This window comes from Pontibacter diazotrophicus (assembly GCF_003367245.1).
GTDB classification, from domain to species: Bacteria; Bacteroidota; Bacteroidia; order Cytophagales; family Hymenobacteraceae; genus Pontibacter; species Pontibacter diazotrophicus.
The window spans coordinates 60923-86965 of the sequence record NZ_QRGR01000027.1; the positions used below are offsets into that span (position 1 = coordinate 60923).

Sequence of the window (26043 nt, forward strand, 5' to 3'; positions counted from 1 at the left end):
ATTTTGATCTGGAAAAGTAAAAAAAGTAACCTGCTTCTGGCGGTTGCCACTATTTCTATGCTGGGCTGGTGGTCACAGGCAGAAGAGTTGCGCTCTACCAATAGATTCAGATTAACTATTCTTAATAACCTCCCGCTCCAGGACACGGTGAAGACAGACACCTCCAAGGTGCAGTACATACCGAGCCGGAAGCCCACGTTTGTGCCTGCCGACAGGTATGGAAATCCGTTCAGTACCCGGTCCAGTTCCTCCCCCCTGCTACTGGGCCAGCCCGGCAATGTGCAGTTAAACGTGGAATTGGACGATAGCCTGGGGCTATACAACATCACCGAAACTATGGGTGATGTGAACTACCGGCCACCATCATCAATGAGCCTGAAGGAGTACTCGGAGTGGCAGCAACGCGAGGCCATCCGCAACTACTGGCGCGCCAAGTCTGCCGGCCTGGATGGCGAGAGCGTGGTCAGCAGCAGTCGCCTCATTCCAAAGCTATATATAAGCCCGGTGTTCGACCGGATTTTCGGTGGCAACTACGTGGATATTCAGCCCAACGGTAACGTATCCCTTAAATTTGGCGCACGCTTTAACCGCAACGAGAACCCGACTATTCCACTCAGCCAGCAGCGCACCGGCGACTTTGATTTTGAGCAGAACATCTCCCTGAACCTGGTAGGTAAGATAGGGGATAAAATGCGCCTGAACTTTAACTGGGACAACAACGCCAACTTCGACTTTGAGAATAACATGAAGTTGGATTATACCGGCTATGAGGAAGAAATTGTGCGCAAGGTAGAGGCAGGTAACGTGAGCCTGCCGCTCAACAACTCCCTGATTATGGGTGCCCAGAACCTGTTTGGTATTAAAACCCAGTTGCAGTTCGGCCGCCTGGGTGTTACCACGATTGCGTCCAGTGTGCGGGGCACAAACGATGAGGTGGTAGTACAGAACGGTGCCCAGAACAGGCCCTTTTCTATCCGGGTAGATGAGTATGACAACAACCGTCACTTCTTCCTGTCGCAGTTCTTCAGGGGCCGCTATGACCAGACTTTGCGAAACCTGCCGCTGGTGAACTCCGGCATCGTTATCCGCCGCATTGAGTTATATGTAACCAACAGCAACCGCTCTACAGAGAACCTGCGCAACATGGTGGCTTATATGGACCTGGGCGAGGCTGATCCTTTCCGTGATCAGTTTGAAGGCACCAGACCACCCACAGCACCTGCCGACAACGCAGTAAACACCCTGTACAGCCAGATTGCCCGTAACAACACCGCCCGTAACAGTTCGCAGGTAGATACTTACCTGAACAGCCTCGGCCTCCAGAAAGGAATTGACTTTGAGCATGTGCGCGCCCGCAGGCTGGATGCCCGGGAGTATAAGTTCAACCCGCAGTTAGGCTATATCTCGCTGAACACCGTGCTCCTGCCAGACCAGGTGCTGGGGGTGGCGTTTGAGTATACCTATAACGGCAAAACCTACCAGGTGGGAGAACTGATGGATGATTACCAGAACCTGGATGCAGAGCAGGTTATCCATATGAAATTGCTGCGGGCTACTAACCCCTCCCTCGAATACCCTACCTGGGACCTGATGATGAAAAACGTTTACAGCCTGGACGCCACGCAGATAACACGGGAGAACTTCCAGTTGCAGATAGTTTATAAAGACGATGAGACGGGCGTAGACATCACCAGCCTGAAAGAACCAAGCCCTATTCAGAACATACCGCTGGTGGAGGTCCTGAACCTGGACAATGTCAACACGAACAACGACAAGCCAAGCGACGGTAACTTCGACTTCCTGCCAGGTATTACCATTGACCCGGAATCCGGCCGTATCTACTTTCCGCAGGTAGAGCCCTTCGGCGATTACCTGGCAGAAAAGCTGGCGGGCCGCCCCGAGTTGATAGAGCGGTATGTGTTCCAGGAACTGTATGACCAGACGCAGACCGACGCGCAGCAGAATAACGTGAAGGCCAAATTTTACCTGAATGGCCGTTTCCAGGCTTCATCCGCTGACGAAATCATGCTGCCGGGCTTCCGTATTGCAGAGGGTTCTGTGGCAGTATACTCCGGCGGTACCCGCCTGGAGGAGGGCACAGACTACCAGGTGTTTTATGATATGGGCCGCATCAAAATTCTCAACCCCAGCTACATCAGCTCGGCAAACGACCTGCGCGTGACCTATGAGAAAGCTGAACTCCTGAACATACAGCCCCGCACCATGCTGGGCGCCCGCTTCGATTACCGCCTGAGCGACGACATTAACCTGGGGGCAACGGTACTGAGCATAAACGAGCAGGCCTTCATTAACCGCGTGAGCATTGGCGACGAGCCTACCAACAATACCATCTATGGCTTTGATGTAAACCTGCAGAAAGAGTCCCGGTTCCTGACAAAGCTAACAGACGCGATTCCGCTGATCGACACCAAAGTACCGTCTCTGGTTACCTTTAGTGGTGAGTTCGCCCAACTGGTACCTGCCAAGTCGAAGTCTAACGCCAACGAAGACGGTGCCTCCTACATCGATGACTTCGAGGGAGCCGAGACACCTTATAACCTCGGCGGATTTAGCAATAACAATTGGCGGCTGGCTGCCACACCTGCTCCGCTTGTGCCGGGAGCGGGCCTGGCCTATTCCTATAACCGCGCCAAATTAGCCTGGTATACCATTGACCAGATCTTCTACCGCAACAGAGACAACCTGAAGCCATCCAACATTACGGATAAAGACTTGGAAAACCATTATGTACGCGGCGTACGGCGCCAGGAAGTGTTCCCGGGTCGTGATGCGGAGGTTTCCAATACCTTTGAATACACCTTTGACCTGGCCTACTACCCACGGGAGCGGGGACAGTATAACTACAACCCAAACCTGACGCCGCAGGGTCTCTTAGCAGATGACCCGCGCAACAACTGGGGCGGTATCAGCAGGGAAATATCTTTTGACACAGACTTCGACAATGCCAATATTGAGTATGTAGAGTTCTGGCTCATGGATCCGTTCATTACAGGGCCGAACGGCCGCAAAGACGCAGCGGGGAATGAGATAGTAAACAACGAAGGCGGTGAACTGGTACTGAACCTTGGAAGTGTTTCAGAGGACATCCTGCGGGACAACCAGTATGCCTTCGAAAACGGCTTGCCTACCTCTCCTACCGATGAACAGAACCTGCTGGAAACCACCTGGGGCCTTGTAACGCAGCAGCAGTTTCTGACCGATGCCTTTACAGGTGTGCCCGGAGGCCGGCAATTTCAGGATATTGGTTTAGATGGTTTGAGCGATGCAGGTGAGGCAGCATACTTCCAGAACAGCTTCTTGAATCAGATACCGGGAGCACCGCCGCAGATGGTGCTGGACGACCCTTCGGCAGATAATTTCCTCCACCACCTCGACGAAAGCTATAATCAGCAGAACGCCGGTATCCTGGCCCGCTACAAGAACTTCAACGGTATGGAGAACAACTCTCCTGAAAACAGCCGTTTCTCAAATTATGCCTTCCCCGACAAGGAAGACCTGAACCGCGACAATGTTATCAACGACCTGGAACAGTACTACGAATACAAGATAAACCTGAATTCTGAGCAACTGGAAGTAGGCCGCAATTTCATTGTGGATCGTGTTACCCGCGAAATCCATGGGGATCAGGTAACCTGGTACCAGTTCCGGATTCCGGTGCGACAGCCAACAAACGCAGTAGGCGGCATCAGCGGCTTTAAGTCTATCCGGTTTATGCGCATGTACCTGACCCAGTTTGCTGACCCGGTAGTGCTCCGCTTTGCGCAGTTCCAGTTCGTGGCCAACCAATGGCGTAAGTTTAACCAGCCGATTACAGACGGGAGCCCTTGCCTTACCTGTACCGACGATGCCCGCAACTTTACCGTGTCTACCGTAAACATTGAAGAGAACGGGCAGTTGGTGGAAGGTTCCCAGGATATTCCATATACAGTACCTCCAGGCATTAACCGCCTTCGTGACTATACCTCCACCAACGACCGCCGCCAGAATGAACAGTCGTTGCAACTGTGTGTGGAAGACCTGAAAGATTCTTTCTCGAAGGCAGTTTTCAAGAACATCTCTTTGGATATGCTCATCTACAAGCAGCTGAAGATGTTCCTACACGCTGAGTCAAGCGACCCCGCCACCAGAGACGGTGACGTGCAGGCGTTTATCCGTATAGGCACCGACTTTACCCAGAACTACTACGAGTATGTGGTGCCGTTGAAAATCACACCGCCGGGCAGCAAAACAGAAAGTGCCATCTGGCCGGCAGAAAACCAGATAGAGATAGCCCTTCAGGCGTTTGTGGATGCCAAAGCAGAGCGTAACAGGCTGGCAGGAGACCGCCCGATCTACATGCCGTATGAGGTGATCTTAGAGGGAGGTAAAATGATACGCGTAGTCGGTAACCCTGACTTCAGCGAAGTAGAAGGCATTATGATTGGGGTGCGTAACCCGCGCCAGCCAAACGAAGACGGGCGCCCGCAATCTGTTTGTATCTGGGCGGATGAACTGCGTGTAACGGACTTCCGTAACCAGTCAGGCTGGGCCGGTAATGCGCGACTGAACACGAAGCTGGCAGACTTTGCCAATATCACGGCCACAGGCGCCTATACCACCGTAGGTTTTGGTGGCCTGCAGCAAAAGCTTGCCCAGCGTGCCCGCGAGAACACAGCCCTGTTCGATGTAACTGCCAATGTGGTGATGGATAAATTCCTGCCGGAGAAGTGGGGGGTAAGGATTCCGTTAACCTTACAGTACGGTGCCCTGAACAGCGAACCTCAGTTTGACCCACTGGATAAAGATGTGCCGCTGGAGCAATCGCTGACAAAACTGGAAACACCCGAACAGCGGGATGCTTACAAGAAAGAAGTGACTACCCGGGAGACCAGAAAAAGTATAAGCCTGCTAAACGTACGAAAAGAACGGATAGACACGGAGGCAAAAGTGCGCCTGTATGATATAGAGAACTTCTCCTTCTCCTACTCTTATGCAGAACGCCTGTTCACCAACATCGAAACAGACCGTGACTTTAGCAAGACCTATACAGCAGGAGTGGCCTACGCTTATAACAACACGCCAAGAAGCTACACGCCATTCGCGAACACAGAAGCACTCAGGTCACCGTACCTGCGCCTGATAAAAGACTTCAACTTTTCGCTGGTGCCAAGCCGTTTTGCCGTTCGGGCTGATTTGAACCGCTTCTACAACGAAAGGTTCCTGCAGCGCCCTGATCCGGCTACGCGCTTTGTTACGACACGCGGAATTGCCCCGGTGTTTCAGAAGTACTTTTATTTTAACCGCATCTATGACATGCGCTGGGACCTGACCAAGAGCCTGTCGCTGGACTATGTGGCGACAAACCGGGCAGTGGTGGATGAGCCGGATGCCCGTATCGACGGCGAGATAGATTCCCTGCAGTACAAGAACAGGATTATCCGGGATAACCTCTTGCGCGGTGGCCGTAATACCAACTTCAACCAAATGGTAGCGCTGAATTATAAGCTGCCTTTCGATAAGTTCCCGCTCACGGACTGGGTGGATGCTGAGACCCGCTATGCCGCAACCTATATCTGGACGGCTGGCTCCACAGCGCTAAACCAGGCTGCTGACTTCAAGCTGGGTAACACGGCCGAGAACAACACGGAACTTAGCGTTAACGGTAAAATCGATATGGTGAAGCTGTACAACAAGGTCAGGTTCCTGAAAGAAGTTAATTCACCGACCCCGACCAGACCGGGAGCAGCACCGGCTGCCAACGACACAACAGCCCAGAAGCCGCAGCCGGACCGGAAGCTACTCAAGTCGCTGGCAAGAGTGTTGATGATGACCCGCTCACTGAATGTAGCTTATCTGGAAAACCGTGGTTCTATGTTGCCAGGCTACCTGCCTGCCTCCCGGTTCTTTGGTTTTGATGATGCCTTTGAGGCACCGGGCCTTCCGTTTATACTCGGCAAGCAGTATGACCTGGATGAGCTGTATAACCGGGCACATACGAGTGGCTGGTACACCGACAGCAGCCAGTACCTGAACACGCCATTCAGCGCCGTTAATACAGAAACCTTTACGGCACGCGCCAACCTGGAGCCGTTCCCTAACTTTAACGTACAGTTGGATGCACGCCGCACCAAATCTGTGATTGAGGAAGTGTTTTACAGAAAGGAGACAGATGATTTCGGCGACATCAGCGCGACAGACCAGCGCCAGAACCCGTTCACGTCAGGCTCCTTCAGCACTTCCTTTATGGCGCTGGGTACCTTGTTCGAGTCAACGGGAGACGGTACGTCAGAAGCCTTTAACAGCTTTGTGCGTAACCGATACGACGTGCGCGATAAACTGACGATGGCCAATGCAGAAGCCAGTGACTCATCCTATTCGCTTAACTCGCAGGAGGTACTCATGAAGTCATTCCTTTACGCCTACCAGGGGCGCGACATTAGCGGGTACGAGGCCAGGGCAGAAAAAAGCCCGTTTGGTCGCCTGCCAATCCCGAACTGGCGCATTGATTATAACGGTTTGGAGCGGCTACCTCTCTTCCAGCAATGGTTCAGCCAGATCAGCCTTTCCCATGCTTATAACTCCAGCTATAACATTACGAACTTCACCACCTCACTGGCTTATAACCAGGAGCCAGGCGGGTTCCCGACACAGTTAAACGAATTTGGCAGGATTGAGCCATATTATCTGGTAAGCCAGCTAACGGTAATGGAGCGCCTGGCACCGCTATTGGGCATTAACTTCCGGACAAAGACAAACCTTACAGGCCGCCTGGAGTATAAAATTGAGCGCAACCTCTCGCTGAACCTGACAAATGCACAGGTAACGGAGACAAATGTGAAAGACTATGTGGTTGGATTTGGCTATGCCACCAGCAACTTCCGTATACCGTTCAAAATCGGTGGCCAGCGAAGGGTACTGGAGAATGAGCTGACCATGCGCCTGGATTTATCGGTGCGCGAAAACCAGACAGTGCAGCGGGCTATCACAACTGACAATGAAGGAGTAGAGCGCAGCCAGAACCAGATAACGAACGGAACACGCCAGCTGCAGCTGCGCCCAACAGTAGATTACGTGCTGAGCCAGCGTGTGAACCTGCAGTTCTATGTGCTGCGCAGCGTTTCAGATCCGAAAATTTCAACCTCTTTCCGCAACAGCGTAACCGAGGGTGGTGTGCAGCTACGAGTTAATTTGCAATAATATTTTAGCATTGCGAAAAAGACCGTAATTTTGAGAAAAATTAATATTTACATAATTCATGAACTTACCTGATAACCTAAAGTACACCAAAGACCACGAGTGGATCCGCATTGAGGGCGATGTAGCCATTGTAGGCATCACTGATTTTGCCCAGAGTGAGTTAGGTGACATTGTATATGTAGACATAGACACTGTAGACAAGCAGATAAACCAGGAAGACGTGTTTGGTACAGTGGAGGCTGTGAAAACAGTTTCTGACCTGTTCAGCCCATTAAGCGGCACCGTGCTTGAGTTTAATGAGAAGCTGGAGAACAGCCCGGAGCTCGTAAACTCTGACCCTTACGGCGACGGCTGGATCATCAGGATGTCTGTGGACGACGCCAGCCAGATTGACGGCTTGCTCAGCGCAGAAGGTTATCGTGAAGTAATCGGTCAGTAAGCACAACCCGTAGCAGTACTTGATACTCCGATACAACCTTTTTACAATAATGTGGGCAGCAGTGATACTGCTAACAACACTGCTGCCCTCTTCTTCCCTGCCCACTGTCTCTGTCTGGTGGGATTTGTTCTCCATCGATTCCTTTGCCCACGTTTTCTTATTCTGCGTCCTAACTTTCCTGATGATTGTCGGGTTTGCAAAGCAGTTTACGCTCTTAAAGCTGAAGCACTACCCCATCCGGTATGCCCTTTTTATAAGTACCCTGTTTGGTATCTTTGTGGAGCTGATGCAGCATTTCTTTATTCCCGGCCGACATGGAGACATCGTTGATGTGTTATGCAACACGCTCGGCTGCCTGATAGGTATTGTGCTCTTTAAGTGGGTTTACGTTTGGTAAACTTCTGGCGCTAAGTCTAGGAGTTCCTCCCTTCTTTCCCTCTGCTACAGTTAATGCGAACCTAAAAGAAAAGCACATCCTGCTTCAGTCCTCCTCCTGCAACATAGAGAATCATACTGTTTAAGCCCTAATCAATACTAAATAATAAGTCCCAGCGGGACGACCTGTTGATAGAATGAATTCTACATCCATTCAAGCTCCAGCGGAGCGGCCTGTTTAAGGTAGATTTACAGGCCGCTCCGCTGGAGCTTAGGGTCCTTAGGAACCATTAGGCTATCAACAGGTCGTCCCGCTGGGACTCAAAACCCGGGCAGGTACTGCGAAACATCAAACCTTACATCTATCATCCTTCTTCCTTTGTCCTAAGCAAAGGTTTTGTGTGCCATTCCTGAAGTCTTATCTTTAAGAGATGAAGCGACTGTACACTCTGCTCTTGCTGCTGTGCCCTGCAGCAACGGCTGTCTTTGCACAAGACATGCCTCGCGTGCGCCAGACAATTGACACCCTTAGCTCCGCTACCATGCACGGCCGTGGCTATATACAGGAAGGCGATGCCAAGGCTGCCAGCTATATCCAGAACAGGTTCAGGCAGATGGGGCTTCAACCGTTGGGAGAGTCATACTTTCAGTCATTCCGTTTTCCGGTAAACACCATAGCGGAAACACTGCAGCTTCAGGTTGCAGCGCAGGTGTTAAAACCCGGGATAGACTTTGTAGCCAATGCAGCCTCCGCTTCCGGCAAGGGCAGAGCCGATGTGCTGACACTGGACAGCACCATCTTTACAGATGCCGCCGCCGCACGTCAGTTTTTCAAGCAGAACTTTAAAGGAAAGGCTGTTGTGTTCAGGCAGCAGGACCAACAGCAGCTAAGTAAACTTTCGCCACCTTACCTGCAGAAATTGCAGCAGGCCAAAGTACATGTTATACTACATCCAAAGGCACTGCTTACGTCGGTGGCTTCGCAGCAGGCACCGCTACCGGTGCTGGAGGTGCTGGAAGCGGCATGGCCGAAGAACGCCAAAAGCCTTACGTTTGAAGTGAAAGCGCAGCTAAAGCCACAGCATGAGGCGCAGAATGTAATCGGCTATATAAAAGGCAGTACCCAGCCAGACTCCTTTCTCGTTTTCTCCGCCCACTACGACCACCTAGGCGGGCAGGGCAAGGACGTATACTTTCCCGGGGCAAATGACAATGCCAGCGGCACGGCTATGCTGCTGGAGCTGGCAGGATATTATAGCCTGCCACAGAACAGGCCCGCTTACAGCATTGCTTTTATTGCCTTTGCTGCAGAGGAAGCAGGCCTGCTAGGCTCGTTCTACTACACCGAAAATCCGCTGTTTCCGCTGCCCCAGATCCGCTTTCTTGTGAACCTCGACCTGCTGGGCACCGGCTCCGAAGGAATGATGGTGGTAAACGGCAAGGTACATGAGCAGGAATTCAACCTGTTACAGCAGCTGAACGAACAGCACCAGTATCTTCCACAGATCAGGAGCCGTGGCAAAGCCGCCAACTCAGACCATTATCCTTTCTCCGAAAAAGGTGTTCCAGCCTTTTTCTTCTATACCCTGGGAGGCACCGCCGCCTACCATAACACCAGGGATTATGCCTCCCAACTGCCGCTCACGGAGTTTGAAGATGTATTCCAACTGCTTGTAGATTTCGCTGGAGAGTTGCAGGAGTAAGTTGTCAGAATCAGGATTCTCAGAATTTCAGGATTGGCAGGATAACCAAATCTTGATCCCTGCCCTCGCTCGCCTCCGGCGAGTGTGCGGTATATGGAGGCGTCTCGCCTCTTTGTCTTTCTGATTCCTTCTCTCCCTCTCCCTGCATTGAGATAAAATAAGAGCGCCTGCTGCTGGACATATCAGCAGCAGGCGCTCTTGCACTTTACTCTAACTTATAGAATATTGTTTATCTGCTCTTTAATCTTCTCCAGTTCTTCTTTCATCTCCACCACGTGGTGCTGTATAACGGAATCGTTGGCTTTAGAACCGATGGTATTAATCTCCCGGCCGATCTCCTGGGCAATGAAGTTTAGTTTTTTGCCTGTTGGCTCCGGCAGGTATACTGTTTCAGTAAAATAATGCAGGTGATTGACCAGTCGCACCTTTTCCTCGGCAATATCAAGCTTCTCAATGTAATACACCATTTCCTGCTCAAAGCGGTTCTGGTCGAAATGCTCTGAAACGGCAAGCTCCGTCATATGCCCACGAATGCGGCTACGGATGTTTTCCATACGCACCGGATCGTGCTTATCCACTTCTGCCAGCAGAATCCTTATCCTATCAATATAAGACATAATTTCGGCTGTCAGTGCCTTGCCTTCATCGCTACGGAAGGCATTAATGTTTTGGAGCGCCTCCTCCAGCAGCGGTTGTACTTTGCTCCAGTCAGCTTCCGTTGTTTCTTCGTCCTCCTGCTCCTGCTGCAATACCTCCGGCATGTGCAGCGCCAGCCGGAACAAGTCGTTCTTCGAAGCGCCTACCATGTCGGCTGTCTCGCTCAGCTCGTTATAGTAAGTCTGTAGCAACTCTTTGTTGATGGTGTTCTTCGCCTTCTGCGCCTTATTCTTCGAAAGTTCGATATTAACACCGACTTTCCCACGCACCAAAGCCTTCTGCACCATATTCCGGATATCATACTCATGGTCTGATATTACCTTCGGAATGCGCACACTGAGGTCCATGCTTTTAGAGTTCAGTGACCGGATCTCTATAGAAATGGAATATTGGTCGGCATCAAGACGTGCACTCCCAAAGCCTGTCATAGACTGCAACATAAGCTACTTGTATTAGTATCTATCGCAAATTAACTAAAATTATCCAATCTTGCTTCCCCTGCGCCACGAAAGGTGGTTTAATGTATGTTGCCTATTATAAATTGTTTAACTTTGCACTATGAAATTTGGTGTAGTCGTTTTTCCAGGGTCCAACTGCGACCAAGACCTTGTAGATGCCATCAGTACGGGCATGCAACAAGAAGTTGTAAAACTGTGGCACAAAGACCACGATTTGCAAGGCTGTGATTTTATTCTCCTTCCGGGTGGTTTCTCCTACGGAGATTACCTGCGCTCCGGTGCAATTTCACGCTTCTCTCCTATTATGCAGGAGGTCATTCAGCACGCTAACCGTGGAGGCTACGTAATGGGCATCTGCAACGGTTTCCAGATTCTGACAGAGGCGGGTTTGCTTCCAGGTGCTTTACTGCGCAACATAAACCAAAAGTTTATCTGCGAGAACGTATACATTAAACCTGTAACAACCAACCTGCTGCCTACGCGCCTGCTGGATGTAAATAAGGCGTATAAAATACCTGTGGCACACGGCGAAGGCCGCTACTATGCTGATGAAAACACGCTGAAAGCTTTGCAGGACAATGACCAGATCATGTTTGAGTACTGCAGCAATGCCTCTGACACAGGTGAAATCTATAACATCAACGGCAGTTTACTGAACATTGCCGGTGTGAGCAACGATAAAAAGAATGTATTTGGCATGATGCCACACCCGGAGCGTGCTGTAGACCCAGAGTTAGGCAACACGGATGGCCGCGCCATTTTCGAATCTATTTTAGAATTGGTGAACGCATAGCCGCCGCCAAGATACCGTATTTAACAAGCCCCGTCTGCGCATCGCAGGCGGGGCTTGTTATTTTGAGGTTAAAGTATCGGTGTTATCAATGTAGCGGAACAGGAGCAGACTTAGGCCTGGGTTGAGCTCAGCATCTTGTTAACAGCATCAATAATAACTTTAACATCATTGGGATGATTGCCGACTACTTCATCCCGCTCCTTCCCGAGACGCACGATTACAAGATCCTTTTCAGGTATCACAATAATATACTGGCCTAAAATACCGCGCGCATAAAAAACATCCTGCCCTTTATAGTCTGGCATCAGCCACCAGTGGTAGCCATAAAAATTTACTTTTTTGCCGTCTTTTGCTTTTGGAAGACCATTTGGCGTAAGCGAAGCCTCTACATAGGCAGGAGGTATGAGCGTGTCACCGTTCCAGAGGCCATTGTGCAGGTACAATCTGCCGAGGCGGGCAAAGTCGCGGGCGTTGGAGAAGAAGCAGCAGTAGGCTTTCTCTATGCCTTCAGGTGTATCCACGCTCCACTCAGCATCATGCGCGGCACCAATTGGTTTCCACAGCTTTTCTTCTGCAAATGCACTCAGGCTTTTGCCCGTGGCTGCCTGCAGCACAAAGCCTAACACCTGCGTATCGCCGCTTTTGTAAGTATACTGCCGTCCTGGCTCTTCTACAGCCTCCAGCCTGTCAATCACTTTTCTCAGGTTGGTGCCGTAGTAGCTTTCGGTGGTCATGGAGAAAGGGTTGATATATGATTCATCCCAGTTGAGGCCGGAACTCATCCAGAGCAAATGCCTGATTCTGATTTTAGATTTGTCTCCTTCTCTGAATTCCGGCAGAAAATCCCCCACCGGCTGCTCCACACTTTCAATTTTTCCTTCTTTTATGGCTATCCCGACCAGCATGCTCACGATGCTTTTAGCCATTGAGAAAGAATTACTCAACGATTCATCAGAGTAGCCATCCCAGTATTGCTCGAAAAGAATAGAGTCGTGTTGTACTATCAGGAAAGCCACGGAGCGCAGTTCCTCGTGCAGGCGCTCCAATTCTGCAGGAGACGAGAGTTTATTATAGTCCACCGCTAATGGCCATGGCTGCGCCATTGGCGGCGCCTCTATCTCCCGCTGCTCAAAGATGGTGTTATCGTCTATATCCGCTAAGTTATAGTAGATGGCCCGGTACACGTAGTTCTTGTCAGCCATGTGAACCCAGGCCGCAAACAACACCAGCAATAGTAAGGCCCCGAAACCATAACGTCTGCCTTTTCGGCTCATAGAATGCGTTTTAGAAGTCGTAGCCCAGGGTGATGTAGAATTTAGGACCTGTGCGGTGATCTTCCGCCTCGCCCCATGCTACATCGAGCTTTCCATAAACCCCTAATACCGTAGTGCGCGCACCCACGCCATACCCTACCAGGAACGGATTTCGGTAGTTGATAACTTCAATTTCAAAATTATCACGCTCTGTCGGGCTGATAACGCCACCAATCACTCGGGTGTTGATAGAGTTGTTTCCTGAGAAGGGGTTATCACCATCATAGGCAGAGCCAGCATCAGCAAAGCCAACCAACTGCAGGTTACGGAAGAAGCCTGAAGCAATTGGCCCGTTGTACAGGTATTGTACAATAGGCACCCGCAACTCTGCATTGGCCAGCAGGTGGCGGTTACCACTGCGCACATTAAAGTTGAAGCCGCGCAACGGTGTGATGTACTCCAGGTAAAATAAGTCTGCAGGAGAGCTGATCTCTACGTCATTCAATTCTGCGCTTTCATCTTCATCTGCCAGCAGCCAGTTATCCATTCCTCCAATCAGGAACTGCTTGGTAGAGTTACCGAAGAAAGCCCCATAGCTGATGCGCGTGGCAAAAACAATCTGCCGGTGAATTTTAAGGTAATTTCTGAAATCAACATACAACTTACTGAAATTACCCTGTGAGCCTTCAAGACCCTTCAGCGATAGCAAGCCTATCTTCAGACGAGTGCCCTCCAGCATATTAATACCGGTTCTTACGCTGTTGTCGTACACCATCTCCACGTTACCGCCCCAGAGATTTTCAAGGGTATCCGGCACAAAAAAGTCGGTTAAGTAGGTGAAGCGGGTGCTTACCAGCTTCGGCATAACACGTAAGCTGGTGCTGTGGCTGAGCGGGTACTCTATGACTGGGGATACTTCGTTTTTCGCAAAGCGTACCTCCGAACCAGGCGAATTCAGAAGGCCTCCGACCAAGGTTTTGCGCTCAAACTGCACGCCAATATCTACACGGTTCTTCAGGTTCATGTACTCTGCCCAGAAATTACTCGTTTCCAAATCGGTACGCAGGAAGGCAGTACCCCGGATGTGGTGGTTCTCGAAGAGGTCGCTCATGTTTACACCGCCTACAAAGCCAAAACCCAGCAGTGGGTCGGCGTGCACCGAAGTCACGATTTCCTGCACGCTAAAGCGCAGGTCATAGTCCAGTGGTCCCAGCATCTGTAAAGGCCTGGCGGCAGTGGCTCTGCGTACTGGCGCCTGTTGCGGCTCCACTTCTTCCTCAGCAGCTTCATTATCAAACTCGTAGTTATCAATGTCTACTTCGCCTGTCTTGCGACTTGGGCTACTTCTCCTGGTAACAGTATTATTGTCTTCTTCTACAATCTTACGCACATTAGACGTTGCATTCTGAGCTGTGCGGGCACGGGTTTCCAGGATGATCTGCCGCGATGTTTTAGGCAGTTCTGCCAGCGAGGTAGGCGAGAAATCCGGCAACAGGTACACAAAGTTGCGCGACTCATCTTTGGCAACCACAGCCAGCACGTTTGTCGAGGGCACATAATCATACTCCTCTATACCCTGTACAAAGTTTGTAACCGGGCTACTGGCACCTGTAGCAAGATCATAGCGATAAAGGCTACGGATACCGCTTTGCTCACTCAGGTAAATCAGGTTACCATCCTGAGTTGCCTTTGGCTGTAGTTCACTGGCAATAGAAGTTGTCAGTTGCCGGATATCGGCATCAGGGCCTTGCTGCTGCAGCAGGAAAATATCGTAGTTGTTTACCACGCTGCCGAAGCTGGGAGCAGCTGCATTGCCTGTTGTATCCACCCATCGGTTGGAGCTGAAGGCTATACCCGCATTGTTCCGGAGGAAAGTAGGACTCAGGTCATCAAAAATGTCGTTTGTAAGCTGCTGCTGCAGGCGGCCATTGGCACGTAGCAGAAACAGGTCTGTCTGGCCGTTGCGGACAGCACTTACCACAATGTTCTGCCCGTCCTCGGAATAGCTCATGCTGCGCACCTGCGAGAATGGCTCCAGCACAGTGCCCTGGGTTGTCAGGTTCTCCACAAAAGGAATGATAGAGAAGCGATCCCGGGCATCTACCTGGCGCAGCATCATCTTACCCCGCCTGGCCTCTACAAAACCAAGTTGCGTGTTAGAACGCCATGCCAGCACCGGCGTCTTGTAATCTACCTTCTGATCTCTGCTCTTGTAGCCGGCACGCCATACCATACGGTCTTTTTTGCTGCGCACATCCTGCACAAATATTTTAAAGATGCCGTTGTCGTTTTTCACATAAGCCAGCAGGGTGCCATTTGGGTTCAGCACCGGCTCCCCGTAATAATGGCCTTCTTTGTTCTTTTTGAACAGCTTTTTATCGTCCTGCAATGCCACCAACTCGCCGCCGGCACCCGTGTTTATCTGTATATAGTAGTTGTACCAATCCTGCAGGAAGCGGTTGTAAGGGATGTTAAGGCTGCTGGTTATTCCTATTTCCACATCACGGGTGATGCGGGTCAGGTTCAGGATGTTCTGGATGGCCGTATAGCCGTAGCGCTCGGCGATGTAGTTCCAGACAGACTGCCCGGTAAGTTCCGGGTTGATGGCGAAGAGTTTTTCAGGGCGGCGCCTTTCCTGCTGCTGGTTTTGCAGCATGTTGCGCATGTAATTGTCCATCTCAATGCTCCAGCCTTCTGCTGTGTAAGCGGCCACTCCGCTGATGAACCACTCCGGCAGGCGCAGCAGGTAACTGCTCTGGAGGGCCTCTTTCAGACTACCGCCATACATCATGTCGTTCATCAGCAGCTCCGTCAGCTCATAACTCAGGTCGGTTTTGAATTCAGTCTGGGTTCCTTCATAGGCCAGCTCTATCTTGCTTTTCATAAAGAGCGTTTCGCCACCGGTCTGGTACTGGTCGCTGTTCAGGCCGATGTTGCTCTGGAGCAGGTCTGTAGGGGAGTTATACAGGATGAGCGTAATTTTGGAGTAAGGGTAATAGCCAATGAGGCTGGTCACCCGCCGTAACTCTTTCTCGGCATACTCCGCAGCATTCTTGGCTGTCTCCTGCCCACCCTGGTAAAAGTAGACGTTAAAGTTCTGGGTGCTGTAGAGCTTCCAGTCGAAATTCTTATATTGGATCCGGCTTTTACCGAAGGGATCGCGGTTTGGCTGCGCCTGCAGGGCATTACCCATCCATGAGCAGAGCACAAACAGCAACAAAAGCCTTATAGAAAAACGCATGCGCTTAAAGTTGATGGTTTTAGTGTTTTATATAGTCGTAATATAACGATAAATAACGTGATATTCGTATGTCCGGCATCACCTCTCCCTCTCCGGCCAGCGCTGCCGCAAATTGTTGCGCTAGGTAAGGCGCCATCTGCACACCTTTAGATCCCATGCCGTTAAAGACACTCAACTGCGGGTACTGCGGGTGCCTGCCAGCCAACGGTTTCCGGTCGCGAACAGCAGGCCTGATGCCCGCCTGGTGGTGTATCATGCTAAAGTGCTGTGAGGTAATCTGGCTAAAGCGCTCTGCAAGCTCCTGCTGCCCTTCCGGGCTTGGCTGCTCGTCCGGCTGCCGCCAGTTATAGGTGGCGCCTACCTTGAATCGGCTTCCCCCTATCGGAACAACGTAAACACCTTTGTTATAGATGCATTCCGGGTTAAAATTCTCTGCCTCCACCTCCAGCACCTCTCCTTTAGTAGGATGAATAGGCAACCATTTGAAATATGGGTTGTTTACGACCTGAAATCCCTCACAAAAAACCAGGTGGTCAGCTTCTTCTTCCTTATACCTCACCCCATGCTCCGTAAGTTGCAGCTCCTCCATGTCAAATCGCTCCGGCCGTAGCAGCCCCTGGGCCAGTAGTTCTTCTGTGAGCAGGTCCAGCATGTCCTCTACCAGCAGGTTGCCGCCCCTGCCAATCATGATGCCGCCGTATGGGTCCTGTATGGAGGGATTATTAATACTCTGTGTATGGGTGGCCAGGATAAAATCATTCCATCCCTCGCTGGCGCTTTTGGCCATCCAGGTGTTTTGCTCCTCTATAGAAGAGAAGATTTTATAGATAGGCTTATGTATAAAGAGCTCCCGACCGAAATGCGCCTCCAGTTCATCGTAAAAAGCATCGGCGGCGGGTATAAATTCATCTGCCAGCCACGACTTGGCGAAGCGCTTGCCGGCAATAGGGTTCAGCAAACCGGCGGCTACCCGCGAGGCTCCGCTGGGCCTCGGCTCATCAATTACCAACACCCGATGGCCGCGCTTGCGTAAGGTATAGCTTAGGATGGCTCCGGCCAAACCATGCCCTACAAGGATAAAATCGTATTTCATCAGGCCAAGTTACGAGATGTACAGGTGAAATTTGTAACTTAGAAGCTGATTTTGCGCTCGCCCGTCAGCGTTTGCAAAAACAGAATTTAAACAAGCTCTCAAACCTAAAAACTATGAAAGTTACCTGCCTTACTTTTAATCCATTCCAGGAAAACACTTATATCCTGCACGACGACAAAAACGAATGCGTGGTAATTGACCCGGGCTGCTATGAAAAGCAGGAGCGCGAGCAGCTAAAAAACTACATAGAAGAGAACGGGCTGAAAGTGGTGCGCCTCTTAAACACCCACTGCCATATAGACCACGTGCTGGGCAATAAGTTTGTGGCTGACACTTACAAGGTGGGGCTGGAGATTCACCCTGACGATGAGCAGACACTGCGTGCTATACCGGCCTATGCCCCCTCTTATGGCTTTCAGATGTACGAGGAGGTGTTGCCAACTGCCTTCCTGCAGGAAGGCGATGTGGTGACCTTCGGCGAAACAGAACTGCAGGTGCTGTTTACGCCTGGTCATGCGCCGGGGCATGTGGTATTTTACAACGGCCCGGAAAAAATCTGCATCGGAGGCGATGTGCTGTTCCAGAACAGCATTGGCCGCACCGATTTGCCTGGTGGCAATCATGAAACACTGATAAACAGTATAAAATCTAAACTTTTTGCGCTGCCTGATGAGGTAACTGTTTACCCCGGCCACGGACCAGAAACTACCATCGGGCACGAACGCAACAACAACCCCTTTCTGCGGTAGCCCCGGTGGCTGCCCTTGCACCCTTATATGATGAAACACATCCCTAACGCCATTACCTGCCTTAACCTGTTTTCAGGCTGCCTGGCGCTGTATTTTGCTTTTCATGGCGAACTGGTTACCGCTGCCTACCTGGTAGGTTTAGCCGCTGTATTCGATTACCTCGATGGCATGGTGGCCCGCGTTATGAAGGCTTATTCAGAGATCGGGAAGCAACTGGACTCGCTGGCCGACATGGTGTCTTTTGGTGTAGTGCCCGGCACCATTATGTTTATTCTGTTGCAAAGATCCGACGCTACTTTGTTTGGTATATCGGCGGACGTGGTGGCTTTCTTTGGTTTTCTGATCACGGTTTTCTCGGCGCTGCGCCTGGCCAAGTTTAATATCGACACCCGCCAGACCACCTCGTTTATCGGGTTACCCACACCGGCCTGCACCCTGTTTGTGGCATCACTGCCGCTCATTCTGGAGCACGGCACCTTAACGCATTCCGAAGTTATCCTGAACCCCTGGGTACTGCTGGTGCTTACCGTGCTGCTCTCGTTCCTGCTGGTGGCGGAGTTGCCTTTGTTTGCCCTTAAGTTCACAAACCTGAGCTGGCAGGACAATTCCCTGCGGTTTATTTTCATAGGTTTGTCGGTTATCTTACTGGCTCTTCTTAAATTCGCAGCCATACCACTAATTATAGTGCTGTATGTACTTTTGTCTTTCATCAAAAAAACCTCACACTCATCATGAAATTTGTTGCTGAAATTGATATAATGCCTCGTCCGGAACTGTTAGACCCACAAGGCAAAGCCGTATTACTGGGCCTGGAGCATTTAGGCTTGGATCAGGTGGATGACGTGCGCATTGGCAAGCATATTACACTGCAGTTAGAAGCGGAAACAGAAGAGATAGCCCGTGAAAAAGTGGAGAAAGCTTGCAATAAGCTGTTGGCTAACCTGATCATGGAGTCTTTCACTTATGAGCTGAAGCAGGCGTAGCACATAGCTGAAGTACAATAAATTAGCCGTATATTTGTTGATAAAATAACTCATACAGCCGCACACTTGTACGGCTGTATGAGTTTTATGAAAGTAAGTATACCGGAGATTATCATGTGGATGTGGCCTTCCCGATGGGTTTACGTATGCACGCTTCTATTGCTGAGCTTACTGACAGTAGCGGCACAGGCTCAAACGCCTGCTATTACGGTTACCCTGCAGTGGCAGGGCCAGGCAACAGTACTCCCCACCCGTAGCACATCCGGCAAAGTACCTACTTTTGCAGGGGCCTCCCTCGACCCCGTAAAAGGACTTCCTTATTACCGCCTGCAATTGCCGGGCCCCAATACCCGCAGCCTCACATTAACAGAAACAGCATACCAGCCTTTTGCTGATGCCGAACAAAGACTCTTCGGGAACTACCTGTTTCCTGCCGAGCCACAGGTGCCGATAAGCCGGGCTACACAGAATAAACAGCCGGTAAGCATCGCTTCCATACTTCCTGTCCGCCGCAACCCCGGCAGCAACCAACTGGAGAAGCTGGTCAGCTTTAGCTACACCTACACTCCGGAAGAAACCAACACACCTCTTGCCCGTGCTACAGGCAATCACGGTACCGGCAGCTTTGCCGCTTCCTCTGTGCTTAGCTCCGGAGAGTGGTATAGACTGGCCGTCACGGCATCCGGCATACATAAGATTGATAAAAGTGTACTGCAGGAACTCGGCATCAGCACACAAAGCATCGACCCCGGTAAAATTCAGGTGTATGGCAACGGAGGAGGTATGCTGCCACAGCCTAACAGCACCGCCCGCCCCGATGACCTGCAGGAGAACGCTGTTCTGGTGGCCGGTGAAGCTGACGGAAAGTTTGATGATGGCGATTATGTACTCTTCTATGCCCAGGGGCCTCACACCTGGAACTATAACGCCACCGAAGAACAATTTGAACATACCTACAACGTCTACTCCGACACGGCTTTTTACTTTCTCCGGGTAAATCATACCGCCGGGGCACGCGTTGGTTCCCGTGGGCAAACAACAGGGGCCACGCGGAGCATCAGCACCTATAATGAGCGCCTGTTTTACGAAAAGGACCTGAAGAATATGGTGTACTCGGGCCGGGAATGGTATGGCGAAGAGTTCAGTAGCTTTAACGCCTCCCGTGAGTTTTCCTTTGCCGTTTCTGATGTAGTGCCGAACTCAATGGTAAAGCTGACCGCTTTCCTGATGGCCAACTCCCCCGCCAGTTCCTCCTTCTCCTTACAGTTAAACGGCCATAACCTGGGCACGCAATCCATCGCTAGCCGGGGCACCTATAACTATCATCCGGAAGGCTCCAACAGCATTAAAACCTATAGTACGAATCAGCAGGTCTTGGGCAATGCGACTGATTATAAAGTAAACCTGAATTTCAGCACTGGTGGCAGTTCTACCTCGCTGGGTTATCTCAATTACCTGGAGCTGAACTATGAGCGCCAGCTAAAACTATACGGTGCGCAAACCAGTTTCCGGTCTGTGGCAAGTATGGGGGCACCTGTCAGCAATTTTACGATAGCCGAAGCACCTGCTGGTATCACTGTCTGGGATGTTACCAATCCGTTGCAGCCCGTGGTGCAGGAAATCAGCAACGGCAGCTTTAGCGCCCCCACAGATGTGCTGCGGGAGTTTGTGATGTTCCAGGAGAGCGGCATCAGCTCCAAACCAGTAGCGGTGGGCAAGGTAGCTAACCAGAACCTGCACAGCGTAAATGCAGACGGCGCGCTTGATTTTGTGATTGTGGCGCACCCGGCCTTTCTGCAGGAAGCAAACAGACTGGCGGCTCACCGGGCGCAGCACAGCAATATGCAGGTGCAGGTGTTTACGCCTGCCCAGATATACAACGAGTTCTCTTCCGGGGCACAGGATGTAACAGCTATCCGTGATTTTATGCGCATGGTGCACAGCCGCAGCAGCAAAAGCGGCGACGATGTACTTTACCTTCTGCTCTTTGGCGACGCGTCCTACGACTATAAAAACAGGATGCGCAACAACACCAACTTTGTGCCGGTGTATGAGTCGCGGGAATCGCTGCACCCTATCACCAGTTACTCCTCAGAAGATTACTTTGGCTTTTTAGATGAGGAGGAAGGCGAGTGGGCGGAAAATGCATCAGGCGACCACCTGCTGGACATTGGCATCGGGCGCTTACCGGTTAAAACAGTTGCTGAGGCGGCAACCATGGTAGATAAAATCATCTCTTACGACAGCCCTAGCCACTTTGGTAAATGGCGCAGCCAGGTTACGTTTGTTTCCGATGACGGGGACTTCAATGAGCACCAGAATGATGCCGAGCATTTGGCCAACTATGTGGAGAGCACATTTCCTGCTTATCAGCCCAACAAAATATATGTAGACCTGTACCCGCAGCAGGCGGTTGCGAACGGCCAGCGGGTGCCGGAAGCCTCTTCTGCCATAGATAAAGCAGTAGAACAAGGCTCCCTCATCATCAACTATACCGGCCACGGAAACGAAGTTAGCTGGACAGCAGAGCAAATCCTGACGATGCAGCAGATAAGTAGTTGGAAGAATAAAAACAAGCTTACCTTTTTCCTGACCGCTACCTGCGAGTTCGGCCGCTATGATGATCCGGCCAGGGCATCGGGAGCAGAAGTAGTTCTGCTCCATGAAGAGGGCGGCGCCATTGGGCTTGTCACAACCACCCGCCCTGTTTACTCCAATGGCAACCGGGTACTGAACCGAAACTTCTTCAAGAATGCTTTCACGCCCTTAGGCAATCGTATGCCGCGCCTCGGAGACCTGGTGCTTCACACCAAAAACAACAGCATTACGGATAACATCAGCGGCTCCACGGGAGTAAATAACCGCAACTTCTCACTTCTCAGCGACCCGTCCCTGCAGCTAGCGTACCCGCAGCTTCAGGCCCAGATCACCAGCATAAATGGCAGCCAGGCTGCTACAGATACACTCCAGGCGCTAAGCAAAACCACGCTGAAAGGACAGATCACCACAAGCGCTGGCACCATAGCAACAGACTTTAACGGCGACCTGCGGTTAACAGTGTATGAGAAGCCTACCACCCGCTATACGCTCGGTGATGAGCGTTCGCAGAAGGTACCGGTGCAGGTGCGTGAGAATATTATTTATGACGGGAAAGTGAGCGTGCAGCAGGGAGCCTTTGAAACAGCTTTTGTGGTGCCCAAAGACATTGCCTATCACTATGGCGCAGGAAAAATCATGCTGTATGCCAGCAATAGTTCTTCTGATGCCATGGGCGCAAATCAATCTATTGTGATAGGCGGCACGGCAAAGGATGTCCCCACAGATAATGTTCCGCCTACAGTAAAGCTCTTCATGGATGACGAGTCATTTGTATACGGTGGCCTTACCGGCAAAACTACTACGCTACTGGCTGACTTGTTTGATGACAACGGCATTAATACAGCAGGAATAGGCATTGGGCACGAGATAACAGCTGTTCTGGATGAGAACCGTGATAACGTGATAGTGCTGAATGATTACTATACGGCAGAGCAGAACAGCTATCAGAAGGGGAAAGTAAAGTATACCCTGAAGAATTTAGAGCCTGGTCCTCATTCCCTTCGCCTCAAGGCCTGGGACACTCATAATAATTCTTCAGAAGAATATATAGAGTTTTTTGTATCTAATGATGCCGGTGTTGCGTTAGAGCATGTGTTAAATTACCCAAACCCGTTTTCCACAAACACGACCTTTCAATTTGACCATAACAGAGCCGGTGAGAACCTTGACATTCAAATAGAGATTTACACCATCTCTGGTAAATTGGTCAAAACGTTACAGACCACTGCCTATGCCAGCAAGGCACATGTGTCAGAATTAACATGGAATGGCAGAGACGAATACAATGATATGATGGCACGCGGCGTTTATGTATATAGGATAAATGTCCGATCACAGCAGGATGGCTCAAAAGCCTCAAAAATTGAGAAACTTGTAATTTTAAACTAGTATAGTAACCTATAATATCTATATTTGACGTAGCTATTTACCCTTCATATGTATAACAAAAGTCAGATTTTTAAGGCTACAGCATTTGCGCTTGCCTTGTTTACAGCTCCTGCTGCCTTTGCGCAGATTACTACCGGAGGAAATGTGAGCGCAGTAACCACTGCTGTACCTATTCTTACTGTAGGCCCCGATTCACGGGCTGCAGCCTTAGGAGATGCCGGTGTAGCTTTGTCACCAGACGCAAACGCGTCTTATTGGAATCCTGCCAAGCTCGGATTTGTACAGAATGACCTCAGCGTTGCTTTCTCCTACTCTCCCTGGTTAAGCAACATCGTGGACGACATGTCGCTGAACTACCTGTCTGGCTATAAGAGGCTGAACGAAACATCTGCCCTGTCAGTGTCTCTGATGTACTTCGACCTGGGTGAAATACAGTTTATTGATGCAAACCAGAACCCGCTACAGAATTATAACCCGAAAGAGTATGCTGTGGCGGTGAGTTACGGACAGGCCCTGAGCGAATACTTTAGCGTTGGTGTAACCGGTCGTTTCATTCACTCTAACCTTGCCGGTGATGTGAATGTGAGCGGAAGCAACACGGAGTCTCAACCTGGCAATACAGCTGCCGTAGATGTAGGAGTATACTATAACAGAGATCTCAACCAGAACCTGAACCTTGGACTGGCTGCCAACATTGCGAACATAGGCGGTAAAATAGCTTATTCTGAAAATGAAGATAAAAGCTTTCTGCCCACTAACCTGAAAGTAGGTACAGCGTTAACCTATAACCTGGATGCTTATAATACGCTTACATTGGCTGTTGATGCAAACAAACTCTTAGTTCCCTCACCCGGGGCTAATACAGACCAAAGTGTAGTAAGCGGCATCTTTTCTTCCTTCGCAGATGCCGAGGGAGGCGCAAGTGAAGAGTTGAAAGAAGTAAACATTTCAACAGGTTTGGAGTACTGGTATAACGAGTTGTTTGCTGCACGCGTCGGTTACTTTTATGAAAACCCTGATAAAGGCGGAAGACAGTACTTCTCTACCGGTATAGGGATACGCTATCAGAAATTCGGTTTAGATGGCGCATATTTAATACCGGGTGACGAAAGCAACCCGCTAGCAGATACCTGGCGGTTCACGCTGGTTCTTAACCTTGAGTAAAATTTAAAAAGTAAAGAATGCTTGATAGAACAAAAGCACCAGAAACATATGAAATAGATGCCATCACGCTTCAGGTAGCAGAAGTTACCAACTTAAATAATGGAGCGCGCATGCATGTAATTAAAAGCGAAACCCAGCCTGTTATCAGGCTGGATTTTGTTTTTAAAGCCGGTAAGTGGTTTGAAAACAAAACGGGCGCTTCTGACCTGGCAGCTAAAATGCTGCTGGAGGGTACCCTGAACCACACCGCCAAGCAGATAGCAGACAAAGTAGCTTTTTACGGGGCATCTTTTGATAACAACCACGGCTACGACCGCACAGAGTTCACACTTTATTGTCTGGCGAAGTATGTAGAGGAGTTATTGCCACTTGTACTGGATGTGCTACAGAATCCAGTATTTCCGGAAGAGGAGTACAACCTGCTGAAAAAGCGAACCACACAGAACATAAAAGTACAGCGCCAGAAGAACAGTTACCTGGCTACTCACAGTTTCACAAAACAGCTGTTCGGAGATCAACACCCTTATGTATTTGGTTTTGATGAAGGAGACCTGGAAAACCTGACAAAGGAAGACTTGCAGCAGTTTTATAAGAGCCGGTTCATTACGCAGGAACTGGAAGTATTTGCCTGCGGCGCTATTGATGATACGATGCAACGGTACCTGGAGCGGGAAATTCAGCACCTGAACATTCAGCCTTCTAAAGCTTCTTATACCTCTTCACAAAAGGAAGAAACGGCTAAAGCCACTGAGAAGACAAATCTGGTATTTGTGGAAGATAGTTTGCAGTCATCTATCCGCATGGGCAAGCTCTTCCCGCATATCAGCCACAAAGATTATTTGCAGCTAAAAGTGCTAAATGAGGTATTTGGAGGCTACTTTGGTTCAAGATTAATGCGAAACATCAGGGAGGATAAAGGGTATACCTATGGCATTTACTCTGTGATATCACCCAAAGAACAGAACAGCCTCTTTTATATTGGAACCGATGTGGGCTATGCTGTTACAGATAATACCATAGAAGAGATAGTAAAAGAGATAAAAACCTTACAGCAGGAAGAGATACCGGAAGAGGAATTAAGCACAGTTAAGAATTACATGCTGGGGAAATTTCTTAACGACATCAACACGATATTCGACCAGTGCGACCGCTATAAGCGCATCGTATTGTATGACCTCCCACAGAATCATTATAACAACTTCGTAACCACTATCCGAACAACAACCTCTGCCGAACTTCTAAACCTGGCGAAACAATACTTGCTGGAAGAAGATTTATATACTGCTGTTGCTGGCCGGAAGAGTTAAGAATTTCAAAATACCTAAAACAGAGAAGCCCCGGCTTTATAGCCGGGGCTTCTCTGTTTGTATACCTGTAATTTTTCTATGCGTTACCGACATCTTCTACGGAAATGTCGCGAACTGTCCCCGCATCGGCCCATGTATGAAACGGGGCTGATATACTGGTCATGAATTTCATCCTGCCTATCCTTGAAGGCTAAGAATCCTGCTTCTGACAGCTTGCCCCGGTATGGATTCACAACTGCGCCCGGCATGGGTATAAAGCAAGAACGCCCCACCCTTTATCGGGGTGAGGCGTCTTGTTGTGGTGTTGGCGGCCACCTACTCTCCCGGGTGTGACCCCAGTACCATCGGCGCGTCCGGGCTTAACTTCTCTGTTCGGGATGGGAAGAGGTGCTCACCGGAGCCATAGCCACCATTGCCTTTCTTGCGATTGCAGACCGCAATGATGCTGTATTAGTTATTTGACTAGTTGGGAAAGAGGGAGAGCATGAAAGCAGCGGGCCGGTTTTCACGGCTTGTGTTTCCACGTTTGAGAACGCGCTCGGGCAATTAGTACCGCTCGGCTGTGCCATTTCTGACTTTACACCTGCGGCCTATCGACGTGGTAGTCTCCCACGGCCCTTAAGGGAGATCTCATCTTGGGGCGG

At 50.3% G+C, this 26043-nt stretch carries 15 protein-coding genes and 2 rRNA genes; 11 read left to right on the top strand and 6 right to left on the bottom strand.

Annotated features, from left to right (window positions below; all coding sequences use genetic code 11):
- Window positions 1-3: 3 nt before the first annotated feature.
- The 4 genes from sov (at window position 4) to DXT99_RS20945 (ending at window position 9714) form a co-directional block, all read left to right on the top strand.
- On the top strand, window positions 4-7197 hold the full coding sequence (sov, locus tag DXT99_RS20930; protein WP_246000894.1) for a T9SS outer membrane translocon Sov/SprA: 7194 nt from the start codon (window positions 4-6) through the stop codon (window positions 7195-7197).
- 58 nt (window positions 7198-7255) lie between these two features.
- Complete coding sequence (gene gcvH, locus DXT99_RS20935; RefSeq protein WP_115567542.1) at window positions 7256-7636, top strand: glycine cleavage system protein GcvH; 381 nt, start codon at window positions 7256-7258, stop codon at window positions 7634-7636.
- A 61-nt stretch (window positions 7637-7697) separates the two neighbouring features.
- A complete protein-coding gene (locus DXT99_RS20940) occupies window positions 7698-8033 on the top strand; it encodes a VanZ family protein (protein ID WP_246000896.1) in 336 nt (111 codons plus the stop codon).
- 409 nt (window positions 8034-8442) lie between these two features.
- Entirely contained in the window at window positions 8443-9714 is a 1272-nt protein-coding gene (locus DXT99_RS20945; RefSeq protein WP_220273427.1) for a M28 family metallopeptidase, read from the top strand.
- A gap of 215 nt (window positions 9715-9929) precedes the next feature.
- On the opposite strand, the gene DXT99_RS20950 is transcribed toward DXT99_RS20945, so the two are convergent.
- Window positions 9930-10811, bottom strand: coding sequence for a YicC/YloC family endoribonuclease (locus tag DXT99_RS20950; protein ID WP_115567543.1), 882 nt, complete (start codon window positions 10809-10811; stop codon window positions 9930-9932).
- A 118-nt stretch (window positions 10812-10929) separates the two neighbouring features.
- Between DXT99_RS20950 and purQ the strand changes: the two genes are divergently transcribed.
- Entirely contained in the window at window positions 10930-11622 is a 693-nt protein-coding gene (purQ, locus tag DXT99_RS20955; RefSeq protein WP_115567544.1) for a phosphoribosylformylglycinamidine synthase subunit PurQ, read from the top strand.
- A 110-nt stretch (window positions 11623-11732) separates the two neighbouring features.
- On the opposite strand, the gene DXT99_RS20960 is transcribed toward purQ, so the two are convergent.
- The 3 genes from DXT99_RS20960 to DXT99_RS20970 are packed head-to-tail and all read right to left on the bottom strand — an operon-like array spanning window position 11733 to window position 17209.
- The gene (locus DXT99_RS20960) at window positions 11733-12896 is read right to left on the bottom strand and encodes a serine hydrolase domain-containing protein (protein WP_115567545.1); all 1164 of its coding nucleotides are present in this window, start codon (window positions 12894-12896) and stop codon (window positions 11733-11735) included.
- A 10-nt stretch (window positions 12897-12906) separates the two neighbouring features.
- Window positions 12907-16116, bottom strand: a complete 3210-nt coding sequence (locus DXT99_RS20965; RefSeq protein ID WP_115567546.1) for a hypothetical protein — start codon at window positions 16114-16116, stop codon at window positions 12907-12909.
- Between the two features lie 19 nt (window positions 16117-16135).
- Window positions 16136-17209: an NAD(P)/FAD-dependent oxidoreductase gene (locus DXT99_RS20970; RefSeq protein ID WP_115567547.1), complete on the bottom strand. Its 1074-nt coding sequence runs from the start codon at window positions 17207-17209 to the stop codon at window positions 16136-16138.
- A gap of 113 nt (window positions 17210-17322) precedes the next feature.
- On the opposite strand from DXT99_RS20970, the gene DXT99_RS20975 reads away from it, so the two are divergent.
- From DXT99_RS20975 to DXT99_RS21000, 6 genes are all read left to right on the top strand, one after another.
- Window positions 17323-17958, top strand: coding sequence for an MBL fold metallo-hydrolase (locus DXT99_RS20975; protein WP_115567548.1), 636 nt, complete (start codon window positions 17323-17325; stop codon window positions 17956-17958).
- A 27-nt stretch (window positions 17959-17985) separates the two neighbouring features.
- Window positions 17986-18693, top strand: a complete 708-nt coding sequence (pssA, locus tag DXT99_RS20980) for a CDP-diacylglycerol--serine O-phosphatidyltransferase (RefSeq protein ID WP_115567549.1) — start codon at window positions 17986-17988, stop codon at window positions 18691-18693.
- Window positions 18690-18941, top strand: a complete 252-nt coding sequence (purS, locus tag DXT99_RS20985) for a phosphoribosylformylglycinamidine synthase subunit PurS (protein WP_115567550.1) — start codon at window positions 18690-18692, stop codon at window positions 18939-18941. The genes pssA and purS overlap by 4 nt, the downstream gene beginning before the upstream one ends.
- Before the next feature lie 87 nt (window positions 18942-19028).
- Window positions 19029-22928, top strand: a complete 3900-nt coding sequence (gene porU, locus DXT99_RS20990) for a type IX secretion system sortase PorU (RefSeq protein ID WP_246000900.1) — start codon at window positions 19029-19031, stop codon at window positions 22926-22928.
- 48 nt (window positions 22929-22976) lie between these two features.
- Entirely contained in the window at window positions 22977-24092 is a 1116-nt protein-coding gene (gene porV / locus DXT99_RS20995; protein ID WP_115567551.1) for a type IX secretion system outer membrane channel protein PorV, read from the top strand.
- A gap of 17 nt (window positions 24093-24109) precedes the next feature.
- Complete coding sequence (locus DXT99_RS21000; RefSeq protein ID WP_115567552.1) at window positions 24110-25399, top strand: M16 family metallopeptidase; 1290 nt, start codon at window positions 24110-24112, stop codon at window positions 25397-25399.
- Between the two features lie 302 nt (window positions 25400-25701).
- On the opposite strand, the gene rrf is transcribed toward DXT99_RS21000, so the two are convergent.
- Both rrf and DXT99_RS21010 read right to left on the bottom strand, forming a co-directional pair.
- Window positions 25702-25813: ribosomal RNA gene (gene rrf / locus DXT99_RS21005) — 5S ribosomal RNA — on the bottom strand.
- 111 nt (window positions 25814-25924) lie between these two features.
- Window positions 25925-26043: ribosomal RNA gene (locus tag DXT99_RS21010) — 23S ribosomal RNA — on the bottom strand; the annotation flags it as partial.